The sequence below is a fragment of the Kocuria himachalensis genome, from assembly GCF_054784195.1.
On record NZ_BAAGPL010000009.1, the window covers coordinates 197,453 to 223,432 of the forward strand.

22 protein-coding genes and 2 tRNA genes are annotated in these 25,980 nt (G+C 71.3%); 9 read left to right on the forward strand and 15 right to left on the reverse strand.

The genetic code is table 11. The features are described from left to right. Positions 1-223 precede the first annotated feature (223 nt). The gene (locus ACYVM4_RS07715) at positions 224-1,912 is read left to right on the forward strand and encodes a thiamine pyrophosphate-dependent enzyme (RefSeq protein ID WP_460668151.1); all 1,689 of its coding nucleotides are present in this window, start codon (positions 224-226) and stop codon (positions 1,910-1,912) included. 100 nt (positions 1,913-2,012) lie between these two features. On the opposite strand, the gene ACYVM4_RS07720 is transcribed toward ACYVM4_RS07715, so the two are convergent. Further along, on the reverse strand, positions 2,013-3,335 hold the full coding sequence (locus ACYVM4_RS07720) for an MFS transporter (RefSeq protein WP_460668152.1): 1,323 nt from the start codon (positions 3,333-3,335) through the stop codon (positions 2,013-2,015). A gap of 82 nt (positions 3,336-3,417) precedes the next feature. Here ACYVM4_RS07720 and ACYVM4_RS07725 point away from each other — a divergent pair, with 82 nt between their 5' ends. The 3 genes from ACYVM4_RS07725 to ACYVM4_RS07735 all read left to right on the forward strand — a co-directional run bounded on the left by ACYVM4_RS07725 (position 3,418) and on the right by ACYVM4_RS07735 (position 6,145). Next, complete coding sequence (locus tag ACYVM4_RS07725) at positions 3,418-4,260, forward strand: MSMEG_6728 family protein (protein WP_460668153.1); 843 nt, start codon at positions 3,418-3,420, stop codon at positions 4,258-4,260. Positions 4,261-4,346: 86 nt separating this feature from the next. Further along, on the forward strand, positions 4,347-5,348 hold the full coding sequence (locus ACYVM4_RS07730) for a zinc-binding dehydrogenase (RefSeq protein WP_368821477.1): 1,002 nt from the start codon (positions 4,347-4,349) through the stop codon (positions 5,346-5,348). Continuing rightward, entirely contained in the window at positions 5,345-6,145 is an 801-nt protein-coding gene (locus ACYVM4_RS07735; RefSeq protein ID WP_460668154.1) for a GntR family transcriptional regulator, read from the forward strand. The genes ACYVM4_RS07730 and ACYVM4_RS07735 overlap by 4 nt, the downstream gene beginning before the upstream one ends. A gap of 367 nt (positions 6,146-6,512) precedes the next feature. Here ACYVM4_RS07735 and ACYVM4_RS07740 read toward each other — a convergent pair whose 3' ends face one another. The 4 genes from ACYVM4_RS07740 to ACYVM4_RS07755 all read right to left on the reverse strand — a co-directional run bounded on the left by ACYVM4_RS07740 (position 6,513) and on the right by ACYVM4_RS07755 (position 10,499). Next, positions 6,513-7,961 carry a sensor histidine kinase gene (locus ACYVM4_RS07740; RefSeq protein WP_460668155.1) on the reverse strand — a complete coding sequence of 483 codons (1,449 nt, stop codon included), beginning with the start codon at positions 7,959-7,961 and terminating at the stop codon, positions 6,513-6,515. Next, a complete protein-coding gene (locus tag ACYVM4_RS07745; protein ID WP_460668156.1) occupies positions 7,958-8,650 on the reverse strand; it encodes a response regulator transcription factor in 693 nt (230 codons plus the stop codon). The genes ACYVM4_RS07740 and ACYVM4_RS07745 overlap by 4 nt, the downstream gene beginning before the upstream one ends. Positions 8,651-8,990: 340 nt before the next feature. Further along, complete coding sequence (locus ACYVM4_RS07750; protein ID WP_460668157.1) at positions 8,991-9,788, reverse strand: rhomboid family intramembrane serine protease; 798 nt, start codon at positions 9,786-9,788, stop codon at positions 8,991-8,993. Between the two features lie 165 nt (positions 9,789-9,953). After that, positions 9,954-10,499 carry a peptidylprolyl isomerase gene (locus tag ACYVM4_RS07755; RefSeq protein WP_460668158.1) on the reverse strand — a complete coding sequence of 182 codons (546 nt, stop codon included), beginning with the start codon at positions 10,497-10,499 and terminating at the stop codon, positions 9,954-9,956. Positions 10,500-10,658: 159 nt separating this feature from the next. On the opposite strand from ACYVM4_RS07755, the gene ACYVM4_RS07760 reads away from it, so the two are divergent. Beyond that, entirely contained in the window at positions 10,659-11,531 is an 873-nt protein-coding gene (locus ACYVM4_RS07760) for a hypothetical protein (protein WP_368821471.1), read from the forward strand. 153 nt (positions 11,532-11,684) lie between these two features. Here ACYVM4_RS07760 and ACYVM4_RS07765 read toward each other — a convergent pair. The 10 genes from ACYVM4_RS07765 to dnaA form a co-directional block, all read right to left on the reverse strand. Further along, a tRNA-Ala gene (locus ACYVM4_RS07765) sits at positions 11,685-11,760 on the reverse strand. A 12-nt stretch (positions 11,761-11,772) separates the two neighbouring features. Beyond that, positions 11,773-11,895: a DLW-39 family protein gene (locus ACYVM4_RS07770; RefSeq protein WP_368821470.1), complete on the reverse strand. Its 123-nt coding sequence runs from the start codon at positions 11,893-11,895 to the stop codon at positions 11,773-11,775. Positions 11,896-11,927: 32 nt separating this feature from the next. Beyond that, positions 11,928-12,001: transfer RNA gene (locus ACYVM4_RS07775), tRNA-Ile, on the reverse strand. A 93-nt stretch (positions 12,002-12,094) separates the two neighbouring features. Further along, the gene (locus tag ACYVM4_RS07780) at positions 12,095-12,709 is read right to left on the reverse strand and encodes a DUF3566 domain-containing protein (RefSeq protein WP_460668159.1); all 615 of its coding nucleotides are present in this window, start codon (positions 12,707-12,709) and stop codon (positions 12,095-12,097) included. Beyond that, complete coding sequence (gene gyrA / locus ACYVM4_RS07785; protein ID WP_460668160.1) at positions 12,706-15,411, reverse strand: DNA gyrase subunit A; 2,706 nt, start codon at positions 15,409-15,411, stop codon at positions 12,706-12,708. Before gyrA ends, ACYVM4_RS07780 begins: the two co-directional genes overlap by 4 nt. A gap of 90 nt (positions 15,412-15,501) precedes the next feature. Beyond that, complete coding sequence (gene gyrB, locus ACYVM4_RS07790; RefSeq protein ID WP_368821466.1) at positions 15,502-17,589, reverse strand: DNA topoisomerase (ATP-hydrolyzing) subunit B; 2,088 nt, start codon at positions 17,587-17,589, stop codon at positions 15,502-15,504. A gap of 349 nt (positions 17,590-17,938) precedes the next feature. Further along, the gene (locus ACYVM4_RS07795) at positions 17,939-18,604 is read right to left on the reverse strand and encodes a DciA family protein (protein ID WP_368821465.1); all 666 of its coding nucleotides are present in this window, start codon (positions 18,602-18,604) and stop codon (positions 17,939-17,941) included. Beyond that, a complete protein-coding gene (recF, locus tag ACYVM4_RS07800; RefSeq protein WP_368821464.1) occupies positions 18,601-19,812 on the reverse strand; it encodes a DNA replication/repair protein RecF in 1,212 nt (403 codons plus the stop codon). The genes ACYVM4_RS07795 and recF overlap by 4 nt, the downstream gene beginning before the upstream one ends. 36 nt (positions 19,813-19,848) lie before the next feature. Then, positions 19,849-20,973: a DNA polymerase III subunit beta gene (gene dnaN, locus ACYVM4_RS07805; RefSeq protein ID WP_368832965.1), complete on the reverse strand. Its 1,125-nt coding sequence runs from the start codon at positions 20,971-20,973 to the stop codon at positions 19,849-19,851. Positions 20,974-21,603: 630 nt separating this feature from the next. Beyond that, the gene (gene dnaA / locus ACYVM4_RS07810) at positions 21,604-23,187 is read right to left on the reverse strand and encodes a chromosomal replication initiator protein DnaA (protein WP_438612824.1); all 1,584 of its coding nucleotides are present in this window, start codon (positions 23,185-23,187) and stop codon (positions 21,604-21,606) included. A 660-nt stretch (positions 23,188-23,847) separates the two neighbouring features. Here dnaA and rpmH point away from each other — a divergent pair. The 4 genes from rpmH (at position 23,848) to yidC (ending at position 25,921) form a co-directional block, all read left to right on the forward strand. Continuing rightward, complete coding sequence (rpmH, locus tag ACYVM4_RS07815; RefSeq protein ID WP_019181680.1) at positions 23,848-23,985, forward strand: 50S ribosomal protein L34; 138 nt, start codon at positions 23,848-23,850, stop codon at positions 23,983-23,985. A 102-nt stretch (positions 23,986-24,087) separates the two neighbouring features. After that, complete coding sequence (gene rnpA, locus ACYVM4_RS07820) at positions 24,088-24,501, forward strand: ribonuclease P protein component (protein ID WP_368821461.1); 414 nt, start codon at positions 24,088-24,090, stop codon at positions 24,499-24,501. Further along, positions 24,498-24,938, forward strand: a complete 441-nt coding sequence (gene yidD, locus ACYVM4_RS07825) for a membrane protein insertion efficiency factor YidD (RefSeq protein WP_368821460.1) — start codon at positions 24,498-24,500, stop codon at positions 24,936-24,938. Before rnpA ends, yidD begins: the two co-directional genes overlap by 4 nt. Beyond that, positions 24,935-25,921, forward strand: coding sequence for a membrane protein insertase YidC (gene yidC, locus ACYVM4_RS07830; protein WP_368821459.1), 987 nt, complete (start codon positions 24,935-24,937; stop codon positions 25,919-25,921). The genes yidD and yidC overlap by 4 nt, the downstream gene beginning before the upstream one ends. The last annotated feature ends 59 nt before the right edge of the window (positions 25,922-25,980 follow it).

Here is a 25,980-nt window from a genome sequence, read left to right on the forward strand (position 1 = left end):
GTGGTCGCGGCCGGACCCCGGCGCCCGGGGCTCCGCCCGGCCGGGGAGCGCACAGCCCACCCCGGACGCTGTGCGTCCTTCTTTACTCCTCCGTGACCGCCAGGACACGGATCGCCGCCCGCATCGGGTATTTTCGGATGAACTGCGCGAGGCCCGGACCCCCGAGCCGGTTCCGCCCTGCCCAGACCCACTGCTCCATTTTCAACGGCGAAAAGGACCCACGTTGACCCAGACCACCGCGGACCCCGCATCCCCTGCACAGACCACCGCCCGCAAGTCGGCGGGCCACGTGATCGTGGACACGCTCGTGGCCCACGGTGTGGAGCGCACCTACGTGGTGCCCGGGGAGTCCTACCTGGACGTCCTCGACGGCCTCCACAACTCCTCCATCGAGACGGTCGTGTGCCGGCACGAGGGCGGGGCGGCCTACATGGCCGAGGCCGACGGCAAGATGAACCCGGTGCCCGGGGTGGCGATGGTGACCCGCGGGCCCGGGGCGGCCAACGCCCACGTGGGTCTGCACACCTCCTGGCAGGACTCCACCCCGATGGTGCTGTTCGTGGGCCTGATCCCCTTCGAGCACCGCGATCGTGAGGCGTTCCAGGAGTTCGACCCGCACGCCTGGTTCGACTCCGGGGCCAAGCGCGTGATGGTCCTGGACCACGCCGAGCGGGCCTCCGAGATCGTGGCCGAGGCGATGTTCGCCGCCAACTCCGGACGCCCCGGCCCCGTGGTCGTGGGTCTGCCCGAGGACATCATCAAGGCCGAGATCGACGCGACCCTGCACCCGCCGATCCCCGTGGCCACCGGCGGCATGACCGTCCAGGACTGGAAGGCTTTGCGCGAGGCCCTGGTGGCCGCGGAGAAGCCCCTGTTCGTGACCGGCGGCAACGACTGGACGACCGCCGGCGCCGAGGGCCTCACCGCCTGGCTCGAGGAGCACCACCTCCCGGCCGCCGCCGAATGGCGCACCCAGGGCACCGTCGGCTTCGACTCGGACTCCTACGTGGGCCCCATCGGCTACGGCCGCCCCCAGCCCACCTTCGAGATGCTCGAGGAGACCGACCTGCTGGTGTTCGTGGGCACCGTCCCCGGGGACGTGATCACCAACGGGTTCCTGGTCCGCCAGGACTGGGAGAAGAAGAACTTCCTGGTGACCATCGACCCGTCCCTGCGCGGGCGCTCCGGGCCGGTGTCCTACCAGATCGTGGCCAAGCCCGACGTGTTCGTGCGCGACCTGGTGCGCATCGACCTGCCCGTCAAGCCGGCGTGGAAGGAGTGGACCGCCCGGCTGCGGGCCCAGCAGGTCGACTTCTCCACCCCCGCCCCGATGGTCACCGCCCAGACCCCGGGCCACGCCCCGGCCCGGATGGACACCCTGATGGCCCACCTGGTGGCGGGCCTGCCCGACGACGCCATGTGCACCTTCGGCGCCGGGGAGCACACCAACTTCGCCCACCGCTACTTCCCCACCCGCGGGTACGCCTCGATGATCTCGGCCCGCAACGGCTCCATGGGCTACTCGGTGCCCTCCGCCGTGGCGGCCTCTCTGCGCTACCCGGGCCGGCGAGTGGTGACCATCGCCGGTGACGGCGAGTTCCTGATGAACGGCCAGGAGCTGGCCACCGCCGCCCAGTACGGGGCCACCCCGCTGGTGATCGTGATGGACAACCAGGAGTACGGCACCATCCGCACCCACCAGGAACGCGACTACCCGGACCGGGTCTCGGGCACCCAGCTCAAGAACCCCGACTTCGCCCTCATGGCCCAAGCCTTCGGCGGGTTCGGGGTGCGCGTGGAGCACGACGCCGAGATCCCCGGCGCGCTGGCGGCCGCCCTGAAGGCCATCGACGAGGACGGGCAGTTCGCCCTGATCCACCTGATCGTGGAGCAGCGCGTCAAGGCGTACTGAACCGCAGTCCGGCCACCGCTCGTGCGGTGACCGGGGCAGGGCCGCGTCCGCGCCGGACGTGGCCCTGCCCGTCCGTCTCCCGGGAACGCTGCGGCGGTGCTCAGCCGGCCAGCGGGTGCGACAGTTCGTCCTCGCGCATCCGCCCGGCCCACAGGGCCACCAGCCCCAGCGCCGGGGTCAGCAGGGCCACGGTCCAGAAGATCACCGGCAGCGGCACCACCTGGGCCACGGGCCCTGCGACCGCCATGGAGACCGGCATGAGGGCGATCGAGACGAAGAAGTCGAGGCTCGAGACCCGTCCCAGCATGTGGCGTGGGACCCGGCGCTGCAGGAGCGTGCCCCACAGCACCATGCCCGCGCCGTCCCCGGCGCCCACGAAGGCCAGGCACAGCGCCATGACCCAGAACGAGTCGGTGGTCGCGACGAGACCGAAGGGCAGCGTCCCGAACCCCCACAGCACGATCATCCAGCTGAGGTAGCGCCGCGGCAGGGGCAACGACGCGACGACCAGGGAGGCCGCCGCGCTGGCACCGCCGTAGCACGCCAGCAGGTAGCCGAACGTGGAGGCGTCCCCGTCCAGGCGGTCCCGGACCAGGAACGGCACGAGGACCTCCAGGGGCCCCAGCAGCAGGAAGACCGCGAGCACCGCCCACAGGAGAGTCCACAGCAGCCACGGGGTGCGCACCGTGTAGTTCACGCCCTCCATGAGGTCCTGCCGCACGGACCGGAGGGCGCCCACCGGCTCCTGCGGCGGGGGCGGCGCCCCGGCGCCCGACACCCAGCCGGTCTCCGTGGCTCCCGCTGCCGTGGCCGACTCTGCTCCGGCGTCGTGGCCCGGCACGTGCAGGCGCAGCAGCAGCGCGAGCGCGGCGGCGTGGCAGAGCGCGATCAGGGCGAGCGCGCCGCCGGGCGCGACCAGCCCGATGAGCAGACCGGCCACGGCCGGTCCCGCCGCCTGCTGCAGCAGCGGGCGCGCCGTGCCCTCCACCCCGTTGGCCGCGAGCAGCTGCCGCGCGGGCAGGATCCGGGGCAGCGAGGCCGAGTAGGCCGGATAGAAGACGCCGACGCCCGCGCCGAACACGAACGCCGCCACGGCGAGGTGCCACATGCGCAGCACGCCCGCCAGGGCCAGGACGGCGACCGTCCCCGCGGTCAGGAAGTTGGCGGCCTCGACGAGACGCAGCACCCGGGCCGGGGGGAAGCGGTCGGCCGCGATCCCGCCGACGAGCACGAGGACGAGCATGCCGAGCGCGCCCACGGCCGTCACGGCCGAGAGGTCCACGGCTGTCCCGTCCAGCTGCAGGACCTGGTGCACGAGGGCCACAGCCCACATCCCGGTGCCGAAGACGCTGACGAACATCGCGAAGGCGAGCACACGGTACCGGCCGAGCCGGAACGGCTCCAGCGCACGGGGCAGGGGCATGATCCCAGTGTCCCCCGGCGCGGCCCCCCGTGCACGGGCCGGTGCGGTGGTGGAGGCCGCGGATCCGTAGAAGACTGGGGCGGTGCAGACCTTCCTCCCGTACCCCGACTTCGCCCGCTCCGCGCGCGTGCTCGACCGCAAGCGGCTCGGCAAGCAGCGGGTGGAGACCCTGCAGGTGCTCCGCGCGGCCACCGTGCCCGGCTACGGGTGGTACCGCCACCCGGCCACGGCGATGTGGTCCGGGCACGTGCCCGCCCTGGTCGCCTACGGCCGCGCGATGGTCGACGAGTGGACCGCCCGCGGCGGGGCCGACAGCACGGGCTGGCAGATCCGCGAGTTCGCCCCCGAGGCCTGGGACCGCTGGCCCGACGACGACGTGGTGCGGCCGCCCTGGCTGGGCGACGAGGCGTTCCACCGCTCGCACCGGTCGAACCTGCTGCGCAAGGACGAGGAGCTCTACCGCGAGGTCTTTCCCGACGACCCCGCCGGACTGGACTACGTGTGGCCCGTGCCCGCGGAGGGCCGCACGCCGCCCGTCGAACCGCCGCACGGGCGGCGGGCGTGGGTCCTGGCGCCGGGCGCGCAAGAGGCGGCGGGCGGCGCCGTCGTCGTGCCGTTCCGCGTCCCGGACGGCGTGCGGGAGAGCCACTGGATGCAGGCGGTGGCCCGCGTCGAGGAGGAGCTGCGGGAGGGCGAGCCCGTGCTGCTGCTGCACGGGGCGTCCGGCCCGGAGCAGGTCGTGGAGCGGACCGTGCTGCGCGAGAACGTGCACCACGCCGTCGCGGGGTTCTCCCTCGAGCTCGAGCGCGGGGACCGGGTCCTGCGCCGCGAGCTGCCCGCGCCCGCCCGGCTGCAGTCGCCCCGTCCCGTCTTCGCGGTCCCCGCCGAGGCCGTCGGCGCGGAGCAGGGCGGCCCGCAGGTTTAATCCGGCGTCACGCCCGTCCCGGACGCCGAACCATGGGTAGCATGTCACCCACCGGCGCCCGGCGCGCCCGACATCAGGAGGCGCGCATGCGAGGGTCCCACGTCCCCACCACGGGCACGGTCACGATCACCGACTGGCCCGATCCGCAGGCCCGGGAACCCGGTCAGCTGGTGGTGCGCATGCTGCACGCCTCGATCTGCGGATCGGACCTGCACGCGGCCTTCCACGGACTGCTCCACGCGGAGGGCCCGCGCCGCCCCGGCTACCCCGGCCACGAAGGGGTCGGCGTGGTGGTCGAGTCCCGATCGGAGCGCGTCCCGGTGGGCACGCTGGTGCTCACGGTCCCCCAGGGCGAGATGGGCGGGTGCTTCGCGGAGCTCCAGCTGCTGGACGACCTGCACGTCGTCGAGCTGCCCGCCGGCACGGACCCGGGCGACTCCCTGCAGCTGCGGCGGCTCATGATGGCCCAGCAGTACGGCACCTGCCTCTACGCCATGCGCCAGTTCTGGCCCGTGGAGACGCCCGCCCGCCGGGCGCACACGTGCGTGGTGATGGGCGCGGGATCCGCCGGGCTGTTCTTCGTGGAGGAGGCCCGCCGACTGGGCTTCGCGCACGTCGTCGCCTCCGACCTGGACGCGGGCAGGCTCGACGTCGCCCGCGGACTGGGCGCCGTTCCCGTGCGGGTGCCGGAGCAGGACCTCGCCGCGGTCGTGGCCGAGGTCACCGGGGGCCGCGGCGCCGACCTCGTGATCGAGGCCGTGGGGCACGACGTGCTGCGCGACCAGGCCGTCGAGCTCGCGGCCGACCGGGGCGTCGTCGGCTTCTTCGGCCTGCCGGAGCGGCACGGGCCCACCGAGGTCCCCCTGTGGACGGCGTTCCGCAAGAACCTGCGGCTGCAGTGCTCCGTGGCGGCGCAGGCCGAGCCCGGGCTGACGTCCTTCCGGGAGGCCCTGCGCCGGATCTCCGAGGGCGAGATCGACGTGGAGCACTGTCTCGGACCCGAGTTCCCCCTCGAGCGGATCTCGGAGGCCATGCAGCGGGCCGAGGAGCACCGGCCCGGGGACATCAAGCTGACGATCACCCCGTGACCACCTCGTCCCGCCCCGTCGCCGGCTCCCCGGCCGACGGCCGCCCCGGGGCCGCAACCCCCGCGCTGCCGTCCGTCACCGCCACGACCGGGAGCTCGCTCGCCGTGCAGGTGATGACCGCGGTGCGCCGGGCGATCACGGCGGGCGAGATGGAGCCCGGGCGGCTGTACTCGGTCCAGCAGCTGGCCTCCGCCATGGACGTCTCCCGCAGCCCGGTGCGGGAGGGCCTTCTGCGACTGGGCGAGGCCGGGCTGATCCGGTTCCACCGCAACCGCGGCTTCGAGATCGTGGAGGTCAGCCCCACCGACGTCGCCGAGGTCTTCGCGGTGCGCACCGCCCTGGAGGTGGCGGCCGCCCGCCGGGCCGCCCGTCTCGCGGAGCCCGAGGAGCTGGACCGGGTCCGGGCCCAGTGGGAGGCGCTGCACGAGGCGTCCCGGACCGGGGACCTCGAGGCGACCGCCGAGGCCGACGAGGGGCTGCACCGGCTGCTGCTGCTGCTCGCCGGCAACGCCCAGGCCGTCCAGCTCGTGGAGCGGCTGCGCACCACCACGTCCTTCCTGGGCGTCGTGGCCGCCACGTCGCGACGGCCCGTCGGAGAGCTCGCGCGCGAGCACGACGCGCTGGTCGAGTTCGTGCTCGCCCAGGACGAGGAGTCGGCGGCACGCGCCATGCGGGAGCATCTCGCCGAGACCGCGCAGCGGCTCGTCGCCGAGGCCCTGCGCGCCCAGCGCACGCCCGAGGAGCGCGTCACGGAGCTCACCGCGCAGATCTGGGGTGCCGCCGCCGCCGGGTACTGAGACCCGGGACTGTGGCCGGGGCGGACGCCGTCGGCCCTGCCCGGTGGCCGGAGACCGCGACCCACGGGCGGAGACTGCGACGCGTGGGCGGGGACCGCGATGTGCGGAGCAGTCGAGGGCCCCGGCCCGTCCGTCGACGGGCCGGGGCATGCGACACGGCTGCCCGGGGGTGCATCCGTGCTGGTCGTACGGGGATGGGGGGCTCCCGCCGACCTGCGTCACGCTAGGAGGCCTTCGTGACGCCGCGACCAACGGGAGTTGAACACCGGGTGCGGTCGGCCGTCGTCGCTGTCGCGCCTGCGGCTCCGAGGCTCCGAGGCTCCGAGCACAGCCTCCCGAGCACGGCGACCCGTCCACTGCGTGGTGCTCAGCCCGCGCCGTCCCCGCTGTCCCGCGGCAGACGCACCTCGAAGCGGCAGTGGCCCCGCGGGTCCTCGCCCGCGCTGATCGTTCCCCCGTGGGCCGCGACGATCTCCCGGCTGATGGCCAGGCCCAGCCCGGATCCGCCCGTGTCGCGGGCCCGGGAGTCGTCGAGCCGCACGAACCGCTCGAAGACCCGTTCCCGGTCCTCCGTCGCGATGGTGTCGCCGTCGTTGACCACGGTCACGACCGCCTCCTCCCCCTCCGCGTACAGGGAGACGGCGATCCAGGTGTCCGCGTGCCGCTCCGCGTTGGAGAGCAGGTTGCGGACCACCTGCTGCAGCCGGCTGGCGTCCCCGCGGACCCGCACGGGGTCCACGTGCACGCGCACCTCGTGGCGCGAGGCGGGGCGCATCCGGGTGATCTCCTCCCGGACCACCTCGTCCAGGTCGGTGTCCGCGGTGCGCAGCGGCAACCCGGCGTCGTCGACCTTGGCCAGGGTCAGGAGGTCCTCCACGAGCCGGCCCATCCGGCGGGACTGCGACCGGAGGACGGGGGCGACCTCGGGCCACGCCGCCCCGGACGGATCGGAGGCGGCCACCTCGATCGTGGTGGTGAGGGTGGCCAGGGGGCTGCGGAGCTCGTGGGAGGCGTCCGCGACGAACCTCCGCTGCGCGCGGTCGGACGCCTGCAGCCGGTCCAGCATCCCGTTCATGGTCTCGGCGAGCACCGCGATCTCGTCCCGGGTGGGGGGCACGTCGACCCGTTCCCCCAGGCGGGCCGTGCCGATGCGCCGGACCTGTCCGGTGATGCGGCGCACCGGGGCCAGGGAGCGGCCGACGAGGAACCACATGAGTGCGGCCCCGAGCAGCGCGAGCACCGGACCCCCGACCAGCAGGAAGAAGGACACGGTCTGGAGGGTGCCCTGCTGCAGGGCCATGGGCACGGCCACGGTGAGCGTCAGGGGCACCCCGTTGATGTACATGCCATGGGCGACATACACGAAGTCGTCGGTCCTGGGCGCGGGCCCGTCCCCGGTCGCGGCGGAGTCGAAGGACCGTCCCGGTTCCAGGATCGGCACGGACAATTCCGTGTCCAGCGCGCTGGCAGGGGACGCGGCCACCACCTGTCCCTCCGCGTCCTGGATTTGCACGATGACCCCCGGGCGGCCGAGCCGCAGCATCAGCTCGCCCAGCCCGGCCTGCGTGAACACCGCCGTCTCCCCCGCCGCCCCTCCGGCGCTGCGCGGCCCCCACGGCAGCCCCAGGTCCTGGAGGATCTCCGTCTGACGGGTCACGGCCTGGTCGTGGGCCGCTCCCACGGCCGCGCGGCTCAGGACCTCGAGGAGCACGGCTCCGGCCACGGCCACCACCAGGAGGATGAGCAGCGCCGCGGCGGCCGTGCTGCGCTCCCGCACCCCCCACCGGTCCAGGAGTCCCCTTCCGGAGGAGGTCACGACGCCGGGGTCCCGGGGGCGTCCGGGACCAACCGGTAGCCCATGCCGCGGACCGTCTGCAGGGTCGAGAGGCCGAAGGGGGCGTCGATCTTCTTCCGGAGGTAGCCCACGTAGACCTCCACGATGTTCTCGGAGCCCTCGAAGCCGGTGTCCCAGGCGTTGTCCATGATCTCGAGCTTCGAGACGACCTTCTCCTCGTTCTGCATCAGGTACTGGAGGATGACGTACTCCTTGGCCGTCAGCTCGAGCGCCTGCCCGCGGCGGGTCACCGTCCGGCGCACGGGGTCGAGCCGGAGTGATCCGACCGTGAGCACCACGGGCCGCTCGGGCGCCCCCCGGCGGATGAGTGCGCGCAGCCGGGCCACGAGCACCAGGAAGCTGAAGGGCTTGGTGAGGTAGTCGTCGGCGCCGAGGTCGAAGGCGTCCGTCTGGTCGTACTCGCCGTCCTTGGCGGTGAGCATCAGGACGGGGACCCAGTTCTCGGCGGCGCGCAGGTCCTCGAGCACCGCGTAGCCGTTCCGGCCGGGCAGCATCAGGTCCAGGACCACGACGTCGTAGGGGTTCTCACGGGCCAGCCACCCCCCGGTGATGCCGTCGTGGGCGACGTCGACGACGAAACCCTCGTTCGTGAGACCACGGCGCAGCGACTCCGCGAGCTCCACCTCGTCCTCCACCAGCAGCACGCGCACGCGTCCTCCTCCTCTCGTCCGTGGGCGCGGTGGGACCCGCCCCCGTCCAGTCTTCCGCACGCCGCCTGAGGAACCGTTGAGGACTGCCTCCCGGACGGAGCGGTCGCCCCCCTTCTCCCCAGGCGGTGCACAACGTTGTCCACAGGTGTGGAGAACCGTGTGCACAGCTGGCTCTCCACAGCGTTATTAACAGCTGTGGAAGCCGCCCTGGCACTGTCCACACCGTTGATCACAGGTGTGGAATTCCACCGGTGTAACTTGTGGACAGTTGGGGACAACTCCTGTGGAGAAAGCGGTCCTCCCCCGGTCCGCCAGGGTCACGGGCGGAGGCGGGACGGTGTCACCGGCGGCCACCGCCGCGGCGCCGGCGTGTGGCGGCCGTGTAGCCGAAGGCGACGAGGGCTCCCGTGACGAGCCCGCCGAGGTGCGCCTGCCAGGCGATGCCGGGGAAGAGGAACCCGAAGACGACGTTCACGCCGATCAGGACCGCGATGGGCGTGATGGACTGCCCCAGGTGGCGCTGGAGCACGAACAGGGCGCCGAAGAGGCCGAAGACGCCCCCGGAGGCGCCGACCACCAGGCTGAGCGGGTGCGACAGCAGCAGCACGCCCACGGAGCCGCCCAGGACGGAGAGCAGGAACAGCAGCAGGAACCGGCCGCGACCCAGCGCCGGCTCGAGCATCCGCCCGAACAGGTAGAGCATGTACATGTTCAGGAGCAGGTGCAGCGGACTGGACATCGAGTGCAGGAACCCGCTCGTGAGCATCCGCCACGGCTCGGAGGTCGTGGTCACGGGGGCGTAGGCGAACAGCTGCAGGAGGCTCACGCCCGCAGCCTGCACGAGCCACTGCAGCGCGTAGACCACGGCGTTGGCGCCGATGAGCCCCCAGGTGACGAGCATCGGGGAGCCCTGGGCCGCCCGCCCACCGAGGCTGGTGCGGACGGATGGGCGCGAGCGCGCCGCCTCCTGCACGCAGTCGACGCAGTGGACGCCCACCGCTGCCGTGCGCTGGCACTCCGGGCACGTCGGCCGGCCGCACCGCTGGCACATCACGTACGCCGGCCGGTCGGGGTGGCGCGGGCACACCGGGACGTCTCCTCCGGTGGACGCGCCGTACTGCGGTCGCTCGCCGCTCACTGGAACTCCTCCTGGGCCGGTCTGCGGGCCCGGATCGCTGGACGGGTGTGGACAGGGGTGGACAGGACCGGACGGCAACGGCGCAGGCCCGCCCGGATCGCTCCGGACGGGCCTGCGCCGCTGGTCCCCGTCCCGGCGGTGCCGGGACGGGGAGACTGCTCGGATCTAGAGCTGCTCGATGTCGATCGAGGTGACCACGCAGTCCTCGACCGGGCGGTCCATGCCGCCGGTGCGGACGCTGTTCAGCTCGTCCACGACCTTCCGGGACGCGTCGTCGGCCACCTCGCCGAAGATCGTGTGCTTGCCCTGCAGCCAGGTGGTGGGGGCGGTGGTGATGAAGAACTGGGACCCGTTGGTGCCCTTGCCGTTGCGCTTGCCGGCGTTGGCCATCGCCAGGATGTACGGCTCGTTGAAGTCGAGCTCGGGGTGGATCTCGTCGTCGAACTCGTAGCCCGGTCCGCCGATGCCCTGGCCCAGGGGGTCCCCGCCCTGGATCATGAAGTCCCGGATGATGCGGTGGAAGACCACGTCCTTGTAGAGGGGACCGGTCTGCTTCTCGCCGGTGCGCGGGTCGCTCCACTCCTGGGTGCCGTCCGAAAGGCCGATGAAGTTCTTGACGGTCTTGGGGGCGTGGTTGCCGAACAGGTTCACGACGATGTCGCCGTGGTTCGTGTGGATGGTCGCCTTGGCGGTGGGAATGGCAGAAGTCATGGGGTCATTCTTGCACGGCTTCCGGAGGGCCTCCCCGGTGCGGCCGGAAGGTTCAGCGCACAGTGAAAAGGCCCGGGATTGCGCGGTGCACCCTCCTGCCGTGACGGCTCTGCCCGTATGCTGACAGTGGATTGTCACGACCCGAGGAGGGATGGATTCATGAGCTTCAAGAAGTCCAAGAGCGAGAAGAAGGCCGTCGCGGCGCAGAAGGTCGCGGAGAGCAGGGTCCTGGACGCCGGCAAGTGGGCGTCCAAGGAGATCGGAGACCTCGCGCCCCGGCTCCAGCACAGCGTCGAGGCGGGCGCCGCGGCCCTCGCCGGCGGCGTCGCGACCGCCGGCCCCAAGGTCCAGGAGGGCCTGGACCGCGCGCACGAGCTCTCCGGCTCCGCGAAGCTGAAGGCGGCCGCGGTGACCGCCCCGGTCGCGGCGAAGGCAGCCAAGACCGCCGCCCCCGTGGCCGCGAAGGCCGCCGACCGGGCCACCGAGAGCCGCGCCGCGATGCAGGCGAAGTACGCCGGTGCCGCCGCCCTGCTCGCGGGCAAGTTCGCCGACGCGGACACCCCCGAGCAGCTCGAGGCCATCATCGCGAAGCTGACCGGTGACAAGAAGGCCGTGGCCAACGCGAAGAAGGCCGCCGCGAAGGTCGCCAAGGACTACGCCAGGCAGCAGAAGAAGGCCGAGAAGTCCCACAAGGGCCTGCTGCTGCTGGGCCTGCTCGCGGCCGGTGGTGCGGCCGGCGTGGCCGCCTGGAAGGCGTCGCGCCCCGTCGAGGACCCCTGGAAGACCCCCGCGGCCACGTCCCCGCGCGTGACCGCGTCCCCGGTGGCCCCCGAGTCCACCGTGGCCGCCGGCACCGGCGTGCAGGTCGACGACGTCAAGGACGCGACCACCCCGGCCGGCCAGTCCGGTGGTGTCTCGGAGGCCGCCTCCGAGGTCAAGGACAACGCCAAGACCGTCGGCGAGGACGCCAAGACCACGATCCACGAGGTCAAGGAGCAGATCCAGGGCAAGAAGGACGAGAACGAGGCCTGATCCCCGCCCGTCCGGGCAGAGGCCCCCGCTCCCCTCCGGGAGCGGGGGCCTCTGCCGTCACGAGCTCCCGGCCCCCAGGCGGTGACCCCCGGTGCGGACCCGGCCGGGGACGGAAAGATCCCGACCGAGCGTCTGCTCGATCGGGATCCGTTGTGGTGGAGGCGAGGGGACTCGAACCCCTAACCCTCTGCTTGCAAAGCAGATGCGCTACCAATTGCGCCACGCCCCCGCGGTGTCCGGGCTACTCCACCTCGTCGGTGGCGTCCGCCCAGGCGTTCCTGTCGGCGTCGGCCTCCCGCAGCTTGGTGAGCACCGCGACCGATGCCCCCACCAGGGCGAGAACCGCAGCCATCTTCCTGTTCACGCCTGCCTCCTGACCTGCGGAAAAGGGAACCGTGGGCGTACCAGGAATTGAACCTGGGACCTCTTCGTTATCAGCGAAGCGCTCTAACCGTCTGAGCTATACGCCCTCTCCGGCCCTTGCGGACCGAGAAGAAACGATACCGGAGTTGCCCACCCGTGCCAAATCGTTCCGGCCGGGCCGGACTCCGGTGATCGCCGGATCAGTCGTCCGTGAGGGTGAGCCCGATCCCGCCCACGAGGGCCGCCGCGATGTTGTACAGCAGGGCGGCGAGCACCGAGAGGGCGGTCAGCAGGATGACGTTGACCACGGAGACGATGGTCGCGAAGATCGCGATCTGCCCCAGCGACAGGAAGTCCTTGATGTTCAGGGCCCCGCCCGCGCCGCCCAGCATCCCGAGCAGCTCGTTGATCCCGTCGAACAGGCCCGTGAGGTCCAGGACGATCCACAGCACGACCGCGGCGACCACGGTGATGATCCCCAGCGCGACCGACAGCAGGAACGCGAGCTTGAGCACCGACCAGGTGTCCACCTTCGAAACCAAGAGCCGGGCGCGGCGCACCCGCGGACGCGGGGCCGGGCGCACCAGGCCCTTCGTCGAGCTCGCGGGCCGGGAGCTCTTCGCCGGGCCGGAGCCGGACTTCGCGGTGGCCGACCTCGCGGGAGCGGGACCGGACTTCGCCGGCTTCGGCGCGCTCCGGGCGCTCGTCGAGGGCCTCGCCGTCCCGGACGGCGCCCCGGTCCCTGCGCGGGGTGCGGACGCCAGGGGGGAGCGTCCGGACTTGCCGGCGGTGTTGGAGCCGGAACTCGAGCTCATGCGTTACCTCCGTTGTTGTTGGGGTCCAACGCTACTTCATCGTCCGTCCTGTCCCCGGAACCGGGGACCGGATCGAGCTCGTCGATCTCTCCGGAGAGCTCCCCGGCGTCCAGGACGTCGGCCGTCTCCATCCGCTCGTCGAGCTGGACGTCGACCTCGGCCACGGCCTCGGCGTCGACCTCCTCGGCGATCTCCCGGTCGGCGTTGCGGGCCACCCCGGTGATGGCGTCGCCCTGCGCGGGCTTCGCGAAGATCACACCCATCGTGTCGCGGCCCTTGGCCGGGACCTCGGAGGCGCCGGTGCGCACGACCTTGCCGGACTCCATGACCACGAGGACCTCGTCCTCCTCGCCCACGATGATCCCGCCCACCAGCCGGCCGCGCTGCTCCGCGAGCTTCGCCACCTTGATGCCGATGCCGCCGCGGCCCTGCACCCGGTACTCCTCCACCTTGGTGCGCTTGGCGTAGCCGCCCTCGGTGACCACGAAGACGTAGGCGTCGTCGGTGACCACGTTGGCGGAGAGCAGCTCGTCGCCGTCGCGGAACTTCATCCCGGTGACGCCGGAGGTCGCCCGCCCCATGGGACGCAGCACCTCGTCGCTCGCGGTGAAGCGCAGGGACATGCCGTTGCGGGAGACCAGGAGCAGGTCGTCCTGCGCGGACGCCAGCTGGGCGGAGACGAGCTCGTCGTCGTCGCGCAGGTTGATCGCGATCACCCCGGCCGTGCGGTTGGTGTCGTAGTCCATCAGCCGGGACTTCTTGATCAGGCCGTTGCGGGTGGCGAGCACCAGGTAGGGGGCGTCGCTGTACGAGCGCAGCTCCATGACCTGCGCGATCCGCTCCCCCGGCTGGAAGGCCATCAGGTTGGCCACGTGCTGGCCCTTGGAGTCCCGGCCCGCCTCGAGCAGCTCGTACGCCTTGGTGCGGTAGACCCGGCCCAGGTTCGTGAAGAACAGGATCCAGTTGTGGGTGGTGGTGACGAAGAAGTGCTCGACGACGTCGTCCGCGCGCAGCTGCGCGCCCTTGACGCCCTTCCCGCCGCGCCGCTGGGAGCGGTACTGGTCGGAGCGCGTGCGCTTGACGTATCCGCCGCGGGTGATGGTCACGACCATCTCCTCCTCGGGGATCAGGTCCTCCATCGACATGTCGCCGTCGTAGCCGTACATGATCTCGGACCGGCGGTCGTCGCCGTAGCGGCCCACGATCTCGTCGAGCTCGGAGGAGATGATGCCGCGCTGGCGCTCCTCCGAGGCGATGATCTCGGTGTACTCGGCGATGAGCCGCTCGAGCTCCGCGTGCCGGTCCTGGATCTTCTGCCGCTCGAGGGCCGCGAGCCGGCGCAGCTGCATGTTGAGGATGGCCTGCGCCTGGTCCTCGTCGATCTGCAGGAGCTCCATGAGTCCGGTGCGGGCGTCGTCGGCCGTCGGGGAGCGGCGGATGAGCGCGATGACCTCGTCGAGGGCGTCGAGCGCCTTGAGCAGGCCCCGCAGGATGTGGGCCTCGGCCTCGGCCTGCCGCAGGCGGTACTGGGTGCGGCGGACGACGACGTCCATCTGGTGGGTGACCCAGTGCCGGATGAACGCGTCGAGGCTCAGGGTGCGGGGCACCCCGTCCACGAGCGCGAGCATGTTGGCGGAGAAGTTGTCCTGCAGCTGCGTGTGCTTGTAGAGGTTGTTGAGCACCACCTTGGCCACGGCGTCGCGCTTGAGCACGATCACCAGTCGCTGGCCGGTGCGCCCGGAGGTCTCGTCCCGGATGTCGGCGATGCCGGTGACCCGGCCGTCCTTGACGAGATCGGCGATCTTCATCGCGAGGTTGTCCGGGTTCGCCTGGTAGGGCAGCTCGGTGACCACCAGGCACGTGCGGTTGTGGATCTCCTCGACGCTGACCACGGCGCGCATGGCGATCGAGCCGCGACCGGTGCGGTAGGCGTCCTCGATGCCCTTGTGGCCGAGGATCTGCGCGCCGGTCGGGAAGTCCGGGCCCTTGATCCGCTGCAGGAGCTCCTCGAGCAGCGCCTCGTTCGAGACGTCCGGGTGCTGGAGGTACCACTGCACGCCGTCCGCGACCTCGCGCAGGTTGTGCGGCGGGATGTTGGTGGCCATGCCCACGGCGATGCCGGAGGAGCCGTTGACGAGCAGGTTGGGGAACCGGGACGGCAGCACCGACGGCTCCTGGTTCTTGCCGTCGTAGTTGTCCTGGAAGTCGACGGTCTCCTCGTGGATGTCCCGGACCATCTCCATGGCGATGGGCGCCATCTTGGTCTCGGTGTACCGCGGGGCTGCCGCGCCGTCGTTGCCCGGGGAGCCGAAGTTGCCCTGGCCCAGGGCCAGCGGATAGCGCATCACCCAGCCCTGGATCAGGCGCACGAGGGCGTCGTAGATCGCGGAGTCGCCGTGCGGGTGGTACTGGCCCATGACCTCGCCGACCACGCGGGCGCACTTGTTGAAGGAGCGGTCCGGGCGGTAGCCGCCGTCGTACATCGCGTAGAGGACGCGCCGGTGCACCGGCTTGAGCCCGTCCCGGACGTCCGGCAGGGCGCGGCCCACGATGACGGCCATCGCATAGTCGAGGTAGGAACGCTGCATCTCGGTCTGCAGGTCCACCTGCTCCACGCGGTCGGTCAGCACGGGGGTGTGCTCGAGGTCGCCGGCGAGGACGGCGTCCTCCGGGGTCTGTCCGTCCTGGGTCTCGTCACTCATGCGGTCTTTCCGTTCTGTCTGCTGGTCCTCGGCGTCCTGCGCAGGTCCCGCCCCCGGCCATTGCATGCCGGGGAGGACATATGTCGCGGATCAGATGTCGAGGAACCGGATGTCCTTGGCGTTCTGCTGGATGAACTCGCGGCGGGACTCGACGTCCTCGCCCATGAGCACGGAGAAGATCTGGTCGGCGGCGGCCGCGTCCTCCATGGTCACCTGCAGCAGGGTGCGGTGGTCGGGGTCCATCGTGGTGTCCCAGAGCTCGGTGTAGTCCATCTCGCCGAGGCCCTTGTAGCGCTGGATGCCGTTGTCCTTGGGGATGCGCTGGTTGTTCGCGAGCCCGCGCGCCAGCGCCTCGTCCCGCTCGGCGTCCGTGTAGACGTAGTCGTGCGGGGCGTTGGACCACTTGATCCGGTACAGCGGCGGCTGGGCCAGGTAGACGAAACCGTGCTCGATGAGCGGGCGCATGAACCGGAACAGCAGCGTCAGCAGCAGCGTGGTGATGTGCTGGCCGTCCACGTCCGCGTCGGCCATCAGCACGATCTTGTGGTACCGGGCCTTCTCGATGTCGAAGTCGTCGCCGATGCCCGCGCCGAACGCGGTGATCATCGACTGGACCTCGGTGTTGGACAGCGCCCGGTCCAGCCGCGCGCGCTCCACGTTGAGGATCTTCCCGCGCAGCGGCAGGATCGCCTGGTGCGCGGGGTCCCGGCCCTGCACCGCCGAGCCGCCCGCGGAGTCGCCCTCCACGATGTAGATCTCGGACAGGGACGGGTCCTTGGACGAGCAGTCCTTGAGCTTGCCCGGCATCCCGCCCGACTCGAGCAGGCCCTTGCGCCGGGTGGTCTCGCGCGCCTTGCGGGCCGCGAGCCGGGCCTGCGAGGCGTTGATGGCCTTGCGGATGATCTCTCGCGCGGCGGCCGGGTTGCGCTCGAGCCAGTCGCCGAACCGGTTGTTCACCTCGCGCTGGACGAAGGTCTTCGCCTCGGAGTTGCCGAGCTTGGTCTTCGTCTGGCCCTCGAACTGAGGCTCGGCGAGCTTGATCGAGATGACGGCCGTGAGGCCCTCCCGGACGTCGTCGCCGGTCAGGTTCTCGTCCTTGTCCCGGAGCAGCTTGTTCTCCCGGGCGTAGCGGTTCACGAGGGAGGTCATCGCCGAGCGGAAGCCCTCCTCGTGGGTGCCGCCCTCGTGGGTGTTGATCGTGTTCGCGTACGTGTGCACCGACTCGGTGTATGCCGTGGTCCACTGCATGGCGAGCTCGAGGGACATCTTCCGCTCCGTGTCCTCGGACTCGAGCGCGATGACGTCGTCGTGGACGAGGTCGGCCTTCTTGGACGTGTTCAGGAACGTCACGTAGTCCAGCAGGCCGTGGTCGTACTTGTAGACGACCCGGCGGTGGCCGGCGCCGTCCTCGTCCTCGTGGTTGAGCCGGGCGACGTCGGTGCCGCCGTCGCGGCCCTCGACCGGCTCGGCGTCCGCGTGGACGGCGGTGCGGTCCGAGGCGGAGCCGGCGATCTCCTCCCCGGACTCCTCCGGGGCCCGCTCGTCCGTCAGGGTGATCCGCAGGCCCTTGTTGAGGAAGGCCATCTGCTGGAAGCGGGCCCGCAGCGTCTCGAAGTCGAAGTCGACGGTCTCGAAGATTCCGGGGTCCGGGTAGAAGACCTGGGTGGTGCCGGTCTCCGAGGTCTCCTCGCCCTGGACCAGCTCGCCCTGCGGCAAGCCGCCGTCGGCGAAGACCATCCGCCAGACGTGGCCCTGACGCCGCACCTCGGTCTCGACGCGCCGGGACAGCGCGTTGACCACGGAGATGCCCACGCCGTGCAGCCCGCCGGAGACGGCGTAGCCGCCGCCGCCGAACTTGCCGCCCGCGTGCAGGATCGTCATGACGACCTCGACGGTGGGCCGGCCCTCGGTCGGGTGGATGTCCACGGGGATCCCGCGGCCGTTGTCCACGACCTTGACGCCGCCGTCGGCCTGGAGGGTGATCTCGATGTGGTCGCAGTAGCCCGCCAGGGCCTCGTCGACCGAGTTGTCCACCACCTCGTACACGAGGTGGTGCAGCCCCCGCGGGCCGGTCGAGCCGATGTACATGCCGGGTCGCTTCCGGACGGCCTCGAGACCTTCCAGGACGGTGATGTCACCGGCACCGTACTCGCGCTTCTGCGGATCCTCTGTTGCCACGGGTTCCTGGCTCCTCCTGTTGGGCACACCGGTCCCGCTCCGGACGGCACAAGAGAACGCCGATGAGACGTTCGGCGGCTCATCGGCTCGTGCAGGGTCGGAACGGGTCGACGTCGCCGGGTGCCCGCGCCGCGGGCGGGGTTCCGCGATCGGCCGTGGGGGCCCGGTCCGTCGATTGCTGTCTGGAACCGATTCTATCGGAAAACCGCGGCCCCGGGGTGCCCCCAGGTCCCTCTGAGCGGCCTGGAAAGGGCCTCAGGACCACTTTTCCTCCGCTCCGCCACCCCCGGGACGCCCCCGGGGGGCCGCAGCGCGCCACGAGGCCGCTCAGCGGTCCGGGCCGCCGGCCTCACCCGTAGGTGTCGCGGGGCCCGCGGCCCTGCACGGAGCGGCGGCCGCGCTTCCAGCTGGGGGCCGTGGGACCGAGGATCTCGATCCGGGTGACGATGCCCTCCCCCAGGTGCTCATCGAACATGCGCAGCAGCTGCGGGACCATGAGCCGCAGGTTCGCGGCGTAGGCGGTCGAGTCGCACCGGACCCGCACCACGGTCTCGTCGAAGCTCTCGGGCCGGCAGTGCCCGGCGATGCCCGGCCCCACGAGGTCGTCCCAGCGGGCGAGCACCGAGCCCACGGCGACCGGCGCCTTCCAGCCGCGCCCGGACACGAGCCCGTCCAGCACCGAGCCGACGCCCCGGGGGTCGCGGGCGGAGCGCCCGGCCCCGGAGTACCCCCCGAGCGCCCGCGGGTCCACGTCGTTGCCCCGGCGGCCGAGGCGCTCGGCCGCCGACGCGGTGGCCGACTCCATCGCGGCGCCGAAGCCCTTGAGGTTGCGGCGCGCGGCCGCGCCGTAGAGCCGCCCGTCCCCGCGCGCCTCCGCCGCGTGGCGCATCCGGGTGAGCAGCGCGGCCGGCGCGTCGATCTCGTCCTCGATCCGCACGACGTTCGTCTCGGGGACAGGAGGTTCCGGGGGCTCCCCGGCGGGGGGAGGGTCGTCCTCGTGCTGCGGCCCGGTCACGACGACGCCTCCTCGGGCCCGGTGCCGGTGGGCACCGGCTCGTCGTCCCGGACGGCCGTGCCGGGACCCACCCGCACCACGTCGTGCGGACCGGCGACGAGCTCGGCCGGCAGGTCCTCCTCGACGGCGGCGGTCACGAGCACCTGCTCCGCGGAGGCCACGATCGCGGCGAGCCGGCTGCGGCGGCGGGCGTCGAGCTCCGCGAACACGTCGTCCAGGACGAGGATCGGCGCCGCGCCCTCCGTGGGGTCGTCCGCGAGGTGCACGTACCAGGAGCCGAGCCGGAGGGCGAGGGCGTAGGACCAGGTCTCCCCGTGCGAGGCGTAGCCCCGCGCCGGAGCCGCACCGAGCAGCAGCTCGAGCTCGTCGCGGTGCGGGCCCACGAGGGTCAGCCCCCGCTCGAGCTCCCGCTGCTCCGAGGCCTCGCACGCCTCGAGGATCAGCTGGTGCAGGTCCGTGGGCGTGAACCCGCGCAGCCGTTCGGCGTCCCCGGCCGCGCTCTCGGGCAGCACCGAGGACACGTAGCGCAGGGTCGTCTCCTTGCTCCCGTCCGTGAGCTGGCCGTAGGCGGTCGCGACCTGGGGCGCCAGGGCGTCGATGAGCTGCAGGCGCGCGTGCAGGATGCCGGCCCCGGCGCGGGCGAACTGGTCGTTCCACGCCGCCAGGGTCGACCGGTGGGTGTCCGTGAACCGGCCGCTCCGGCGGGCCGACTTCAGCAGCGCGTTGCGCTGCCTGAGCACCTTCTCGTAGTCGGCCAGGGTGCCCGCGAGGACCGGGCGCATCGACTTCGCGAGGTCGTCGAGGAAGCGCCGGCGGTGGGAGGGGTCGCCCTTCACCAGAGCCAGGTCCTCCGGCGAGAACAGGACGGTCCGCACGATGCCGAGCGCGTCCCGGGCCCGGACCGGGGAGGCCCGGTTGATGCGCACCCGGTTGGCGCGACCGTCGTTGAGCTCGAGCTCCAGGACCGTCTGCTGCCCGCCCCGCCGCACGCGGAGGCGAACGATCGCGCGCTCGGCGCCGAAGCGTATCAGCGGACCGTCCGAGGACACCCGGTGCGAGGAGAGGCCCGCCGTGTAGTCCAGGGCCTCGACGATGTTCGTCTTGCCCACGCCGTTCGGCCCCAGGAACACGGTGATCCCGGGAGCGAGACGTATGTCCAGATGGGCATACGTCCGGTAGTCGAGCAGGGAGAGGTGGTCGACGAACACGCCGGGATCAGCAGCTTCCGGTTCCGGGCCGGCCGGTCACTGGCTGGGGAGCCGCACCGGCATCAGCAGGTACTTGTAGTCGTCCTTGTCCTCGCCCTCGGGCTCGGCCTGGGCGGAGAGCACGGCCGGCTTGGGCGGGGCGGTGAAGGAGAACCGGACGTAGTCGGAGGCGAAGGCGTGCAGGCCCTCAGACAGGTACGTCGGGTTGAAGGCGACGGTGATGTCGTCGCCCGTGAGGTGCGCGTCGAGGACCTCCGAGGCCTGGGCGTCCTCGCCGGTCCCGGCGTCCAGGGCGACCTGCCCCTGGGTGAAGGCCAGGCGCACAGGGGTGTTGCGCTCGGCCACGAGCGAGACGCGCCGGACGGCCTCGACGAGCTCGGTGGTCCGCACCGCCGCGGTGATCGGGGTGTGCTCGGGGAACAGGGACCGGATCTTGGGGTACTCGCCGTCGATGAGCAGGCTCGTGGTGCGCCGGCCGCCGGACTCGAAGCCCACGAGCTCCGCGGAGTCGGAGAGCGCGATGTTGATGTCCCCGGCCGGGCCGAGTGTCTTGGCGATGTCGTTGAGGGTGCGGGCCTTGATCAGCGCGGCCGTGGAGATGTCCTGGGTGCTGGGCCGCCAGGTGAGCTCGCGCATCGCGAGCCGGTAGCGGTCGGTGGCGAGCAGCGTCATCTTCTCGCCCTCGATCTCCACCCGGACGCCGGTGAGGATCGGCAGCGTGTCGTCCTTGCTCGCGGCGATGTTGACCTGCGCCACGGCGTGGGCGAACTCGTCACCGGCCACCACGCCGGAGACGTCCGGCAGCGCGGGCAGCTCGGGGTAGTCGGCGACCGGCATGGCCGCGAGGTTGAACCGGGAGGACCGGCAGGTCAGGGTCACCTTGCCCTCGTCGGCGTGCACCTCGACCGGGGCGGACGGCAGGGAGCGGCAGATGTCCGCGAGCAGACGGCCCGAGACGAGGGTGGTGCCCTCCTCCTGGACGTCGGCGCTGATCGACAGCCGCGCCGAGATCTCGTAGTCGAAGCTCGCGATGGACAGCTGACCGCCCTCCGCACGGATGAGCAGACCGGACAGCACGGGGACCGGGGGCCGAGGAGAGAGGGACCGAGCGGTCCAGGTGACGGCCTCGGCGAGAACATCGCGTTCGACGGAGAACTTCACGAGAGGTTGCTGCCTTTCAGTGTGAGCGAGGAGGGCGGAGCCGGGGTCCTGACAGGTTCCGGGGCCGGCTGCCCCGCGAGGTGCAGCGGTGCGGACGGGGTCTTCGCCCTCTGCATCGTATCGGTCCGTTTCCCGGGACGGCCATTCGGCCGCTCCGTGGCGGCGTTCTTGTGATTTGGGTGCCCAGGAGGGCCCGGACGGGGTCGGGGCTCCAGGAATCTTGTTGTTTGGCCAGATCTCTCTTTAAGGATGGGAGTGTTAATAACCCTTGTGGAATCTGTGGATAACTGCCTCTCGACCAGCTCCTGGGCGGTCCGGGCCTGTTGAGTTCCTGTGGTTCGCGCTCCACCGAAACGCCTGCTGCCGGTGGACGAGATCCGCGTGGTTCCGCGGGTTCCACAGCCCTCCCCCGAGTTGTACCGAGGTTCTCCACCGATCCGGCGGGGAATTCCACAATTTTATCCACAGGTGTGGGTTCTGGACTGTGCACAGGCGCTCCACAAGTGCGGAAATCCTGTGCAGGAAGGTACCGGCGGGCCCGGGATCCCGCGGGCGGAGCCTGTGGACGAACTACACGAAAAGGGCCCGGCGGTGATCCGCCGAGCCCTTCGAGGAGGGGAGGGGGCGAGCTCAGCCCTCGCGCTGCTGCTGCTTGATCCGGTTGGTGAGCTCCGTGACCTGGTTGAAGATCTGCCGTCGCTCGGCCATCAGCGTCCGGATCTTGCGGTCGGCGTGCATCACCGTGGTGTGGTCGCGGCCGCCCAGCTCCTGGCCGATCTTGGGCAGGGACATGTCGGTGAGCTCGCGCAGCAGGTACATCGCGATCTGCCGGGCCGTGACCAGCGTCCGGGTGCGGGACTTGCTCTTGAGCTCCTCGAGGCTGATGTCGAAGTAGACCGCGGTCTGGGCCAGGATCGAGGCCGCGGTGATCTCCTGCGCGCCGTCGTCGGTGATGAGGTCCTTGAGCACCAGCTCGGCCAGGGGCAGGTCCACCGACTGCTTGTTCAGCGAGGCGAACGCGGTGACCCGGATCAGGGCGCCCTCGAGCTCGCGGATGTTGGTGGAGATGTGGGAGGCGATGTACTCGAGCACGTCGTCGGGGGCGTCCATGCCCTCGCTCGTGGCCTTCTTGCGCAGGATCGCGATGCGCGTCTCGAGCTCCGGGGGCTGCACGTCGGTGATCAGGCCCCACTCGAAGCGGGAGCGCATGCGCTCGGCGAAGCCGGTGAGCTGCTTGGGCGGCATGTCGGAGGTGATCACGATCTGCTTCTCGTGGTTGTGCAGCGCGTTGAAGGTGTGGAAGAACTCCTCCTGCGTATGCTCCTTGCCCGCGAGGAACTGGATGTCGTCGATCAGCAGCATGTCCACGTTGCGGTAGATCTCCTTGAAGGAGGAGCCCTCGTCGTCGCGGATCGAGTTGATGAAGTCGTTGGTGAACTCCTCCGAGTTCACGTAGCGCACCCGCACCTGGGGGTAGAGGCGCTTGGCGTAGTGGCCGATCGCGTGCAGCAGGTGCGTCTTGCCCAGCCCCGACTCCCCGTAGATGAACAGGGGGTTGTAGGCCTTGGCCGGGGTCTCGGCCACCGCGAACGCCGCGGCGTGGGCGAACCGGTTGGACTGGCCGATCACGAAGGAGTCGAAGACGTACTTCGGGTTCAGCCGCGCGGAGCTGTCCCACTCCCCCACCACGGCAGGAGCGGTGCCGGTGTCCTGGACGGGACGGCGGGGCGGCGCGGCCTGCGGATCCCGAGGCGGCGGCAGGGTCCGGTCGGCGGGGCCGGGTCCGGAACGGGGCGCCGGCTCCGGGGACGGAGCCATGAGGCCCACGGGCTGCCGGTCGAGACCGGTCGTCCACTGGTCGACCTGCACCGCGTCGGCGGTGTCCGCGTGGTCGACCCGCGCGGGCAGGTCGGTGCGGTTGCGCTCCGCCTCGAGCTCGCTGATCGGGGGCAGGGCCGCGGTGGGCGCCGAGGCCCCGGCCTCCGGCGCGGGGGCGGTCTCGAGGTCGGCGTCCACCACGAACGCCACGAGCGTCTCGGGACTGAAGGCACGGCCCACGGAGGACCGGAGCACGGAGGCCATCTGGTTCTGGAAGAACTCGCGGGTGAGCTCGTTCGGGACCGCGACGAGCAGCGTGGTGCCGATGAGGCCCTGGGGCTGGGCCAGGGAGATGAACCCCCGGTAGCGCCCCGTGGTCATGGGGTCCTCGTACATGTACTGCACGCATTCGGCCCACTGCGCACTGAGCGCCTGATTGTCCTGCGTGCCCACGCGTACTCCTGCTGTCGTCGAGATGTCGTCGGGATGACGAGGCGGTGGACGGGTCGTCCCGGCCCCTCGGCAGGGATCTTGTCCACAGCGTTGTTCACAACGGTGGAAAAGCTGTCGGGGGCCAGCCGCGAGTGCCAGCCTAGAACATGCGTCAGAGCAGTTCATAGCCGTTTTCCGGGCGCTCCGGGAACTACAGACGTGTAGTTCGGGGCCTGATCCGCGTGGTTCCGCGGCTCCGGCCGGACGGGTTTTCCACAGGATGTGACGAAGATCCGTGCACAGCTGTGGGTAGGATGTGGACTGCACAGCGGCACCTGGTCTCCGGGCGCCCGGTCCAGCACTCGACCCCCGCTCGATCCCGCTCTTCCCTCCCCCGCCGCCCCGCACTCCTGCCGGCAGCCGGGGTCCGCGGCCACCCCTGGCTGATTTGACCCTCCCCTGCCCGTTGTCTAGGGTGAAGTAGTCTTTTGTGTCCACTGTCATGCCCATCCGCATGCTCGGACGCATCCACCAGCACCGCTGTGACCGTCCCATTCGTCCGCGCCGAACCGGTGCGGACGAGCACGAGGACGGGCGCACACCCTGACGCCTTTGGAGTAACCAGTGAGCAAGCGGACTTTTCAGCCGAATAACCGCCGTCGCGCCAAGAAGCACGGCTTCCGTGCCCGGATGCGCACCCGCGCCGGTCGCGCCATCCTCGCCGCCCGCCGCAGCAAGGGCCGCACCGAGCTCTCCGCCTGAGCCGGTCCGTGTCGGCGCCGGCGCTTCCGACGACCGCCCCGCGACGGGCGGTCGTCGCCGTGCCGGAGTCGCCTGAGCCGTCGGCCGCGCAGGAGCGGGACCGTGCTGCCTGACCAGCACCGGATCCGGACCTCGGTCCAGTTCTCGGACACCACGCGTTCCGGCGCCCGCAACGGGCGCCGGAACGTCGTCGTCTATGTGCGTCCCACCGGCGAGGAGCGACCGGCCCGGTTCGGCTTCGTCGTCTCGAAGGCCGTGGGCAACGCCGTGCGCCGCAACAAGGTGAAACGACGCCTCCGGGAACTCGCCCAGACCACGGTCAGGCAGGCCCCGTACGGTTACGACGTCGTGGTGCGCGCGCTGCCGTCCGCCTCCCGCGCGGACTGGGCGGAGCTCGCCGCCGACTACGCGAAGGCGTGGCGGACGGCGTCCGCGCGGGCGGGGGTCTCCGGGACCGCTGGGACGACGACCACCGCACAAGACCGACGACCCGCACGGGAGGAGCCGGAGTCATGAGCGAGCACGCTCACGCGCCCGAGGACCTCCTCGCGGCGGCTCCTCCTGAGTTCGTCCGCCCGGCGTCGGCGTGGCAGGTCCTGTGGTTCCTGCCGCAGAACGCGCTTATCGCGGGTCTCAAGCTCTACCGGACCATCGTCTCCCCCCTGTACGGGGACGTCTGCCGGTACTTCCCCTCCTGCTCGGCCTACGCCCTCGAGTCCGTCACGGTGCACGGCGCCGTGCGCGGCCTGGGCCTCAGCGTCCGCAGGCTCCTCCGCTGCCACCCCTGGGCGGCGGGTGGGATCGACAGGGTCCCGGACGGGGGTCGGGTCTTCCCCGACTTCGCGTCCCTTCCCCGGATCGTCCTGCTGAACCATCCCACCCTGGCCGAGCGCCACCAGCACCACCCCGCCGGGGGCACCGGCCCCGCGGCCCAAGGAGAGCCTTCCCCATGAACCTGTTCGAAATGATCCTCTTCCCCTTCAGGTGGGTCGTCTCCGCCGTGCTGTGGGTGTTCCACGAGATGCTCACGGCCATCGGGATGGACCCCGCCGCGGGCATCACCTGGGTGCTGTGCATTGTGGGCCTGACCCTGGTCATGCGCACGCTGACCATCCCGCTGTTCCTCAAGCAGATCAAGTCCATGCGCGGCATGCAGGAGCTGCAGCCGGAGATGGCGAAGCTCCAGGCCAAGTACAAGGGCAAGAAGGACCAGCTGTCCCGGCAGGCCATGGCTCAGGAGCAGATGGAGCTCTACAAGAGCCACGGCTCCAACCCGTTCTCCGCCTGCCTGCCCATCCTGGTGCAGATGCCGATCTTCTTCGGGCTGTTCCAGGTCCTCAACGGAGTGCCCAAGTCGGCGGCCGCCGGCGAGGGCGTGCACGTCCTGAACGCCGCCACCGTGCAGTCCTTCAACGAGGCCACCTTCTTCGGGGCCCCGCTGTTCTCGACGCTGCTCAACCCGGGCGACGGCAACCACGTGGCCACGATCCTCCTGGCGATCGTGATGATCATCGCGATGTCCGCCTCGCAGTTCTTCACCCAGAAGCAGCTGACCGCCAAGAACATGAGCGAGGCCGCCAAGGCCTCCCCCATGTACCGCCAGCAGCAGATGATGCTGTACCTGTTCCCGCTGGTCTTCGCGATCGGCGGCATCAACTTCCCCATCGGTGTCCTCATCTACTGGACCGTCTCGAACGTCTGGTCCATGGGCCAGCAGTGGTGGGTTATCCGCAACAACCCGACCCCCGGTTCGCAGGCCGAGCAGGAGCTCAACGAGCGCCGGGCCGCCAAGGGCCTCCCCCCGGTCGGCAAGACCGTGGAGGAGCACGAGGCCGACATCGAGGAGCAGCGTGCCCGCGCCGCCGCCGGGCAGCGTCAGCAGCCGGTCGGCAAGAAGCGCCAGAGGCAGCAGGCGAAGCGGAAACAGGCGCGATGACCGCGGCCGGTCGAACCGGCCCGACCCCCTCCCCGCACGGGGCCGGCGAGCCCGGCCCC

What these genes read in the sequence shown, in the direction of transcription:
- ACYVM4_RS07720 (WP_460668152.1), bottom strand. Translation starts at nt 3,335, where the DNA reads ATGCCCCTGCCCCGTGCGCTGGAGCCGTTCCGGCTCGGCCGGTACCGT.
- ACYVM4_RS07730 (WP_368821477.1), top strand. Translation starts at nt 4,347, where the DNA reads ATGCGAGGGTCCCACGTCCCCACCACGGGCACGGTCACGATCACCGAC.
- ACYVM4_RS07755 (WP_460668158.1), bottom strand. Translation starts at nt 10,499, where the DNA reads ATGACTTCTGCCATTCCCACCGCCAAGGCGACCATCCACACGAACCAC.
- ACYVM4_RS07760 (WP_368821471.1), top strand. Translation starts at nt 10,659, where the DNA reads ATGAGCTTCAAGAAGTCCAAGAGCGAGAAGAAGGCCGTCGCGGCGCAG.
- ACYVM4_RS07780 (WP_460668159.1), bottom strand. Translation starts at nt 12,709, where the DNA reads ATGAGCTCGAGTTCCGGCTCCAACACCGCCGGCAAGTCCGGACGCTCC.
- gyrA (WP_460668160.1), bottom strand. Translation starts at nt 15,411, where the DNA reads ATGAGTGACGAGACCCAGGACGGACAGACCCCGGAGGACGCCGTCCTC.
- dnaA (WP_438612824.1), bottom strand. Translation starts at nt 23,187, where the DNA reads ATGTACGAGGACCCCATGACCACGGGGCGCTACCGGGGGTTCATCTCC.
- yidD (WP_368821460.1), top strand. Translation starts at nt 24,498, where the DNA reads ATGAGCGAGCACGCTCACGCGCCCGAGGACCTCCTCGCGGCGGCTCCT.
- yidC (WP_368821459.1), top strand. Translation starts at nt 24,935, where the DNA reads ATGAACCTGTTCGAAATGATCCTCTTCCCCTTCAGGTGGGTCGTCTCC.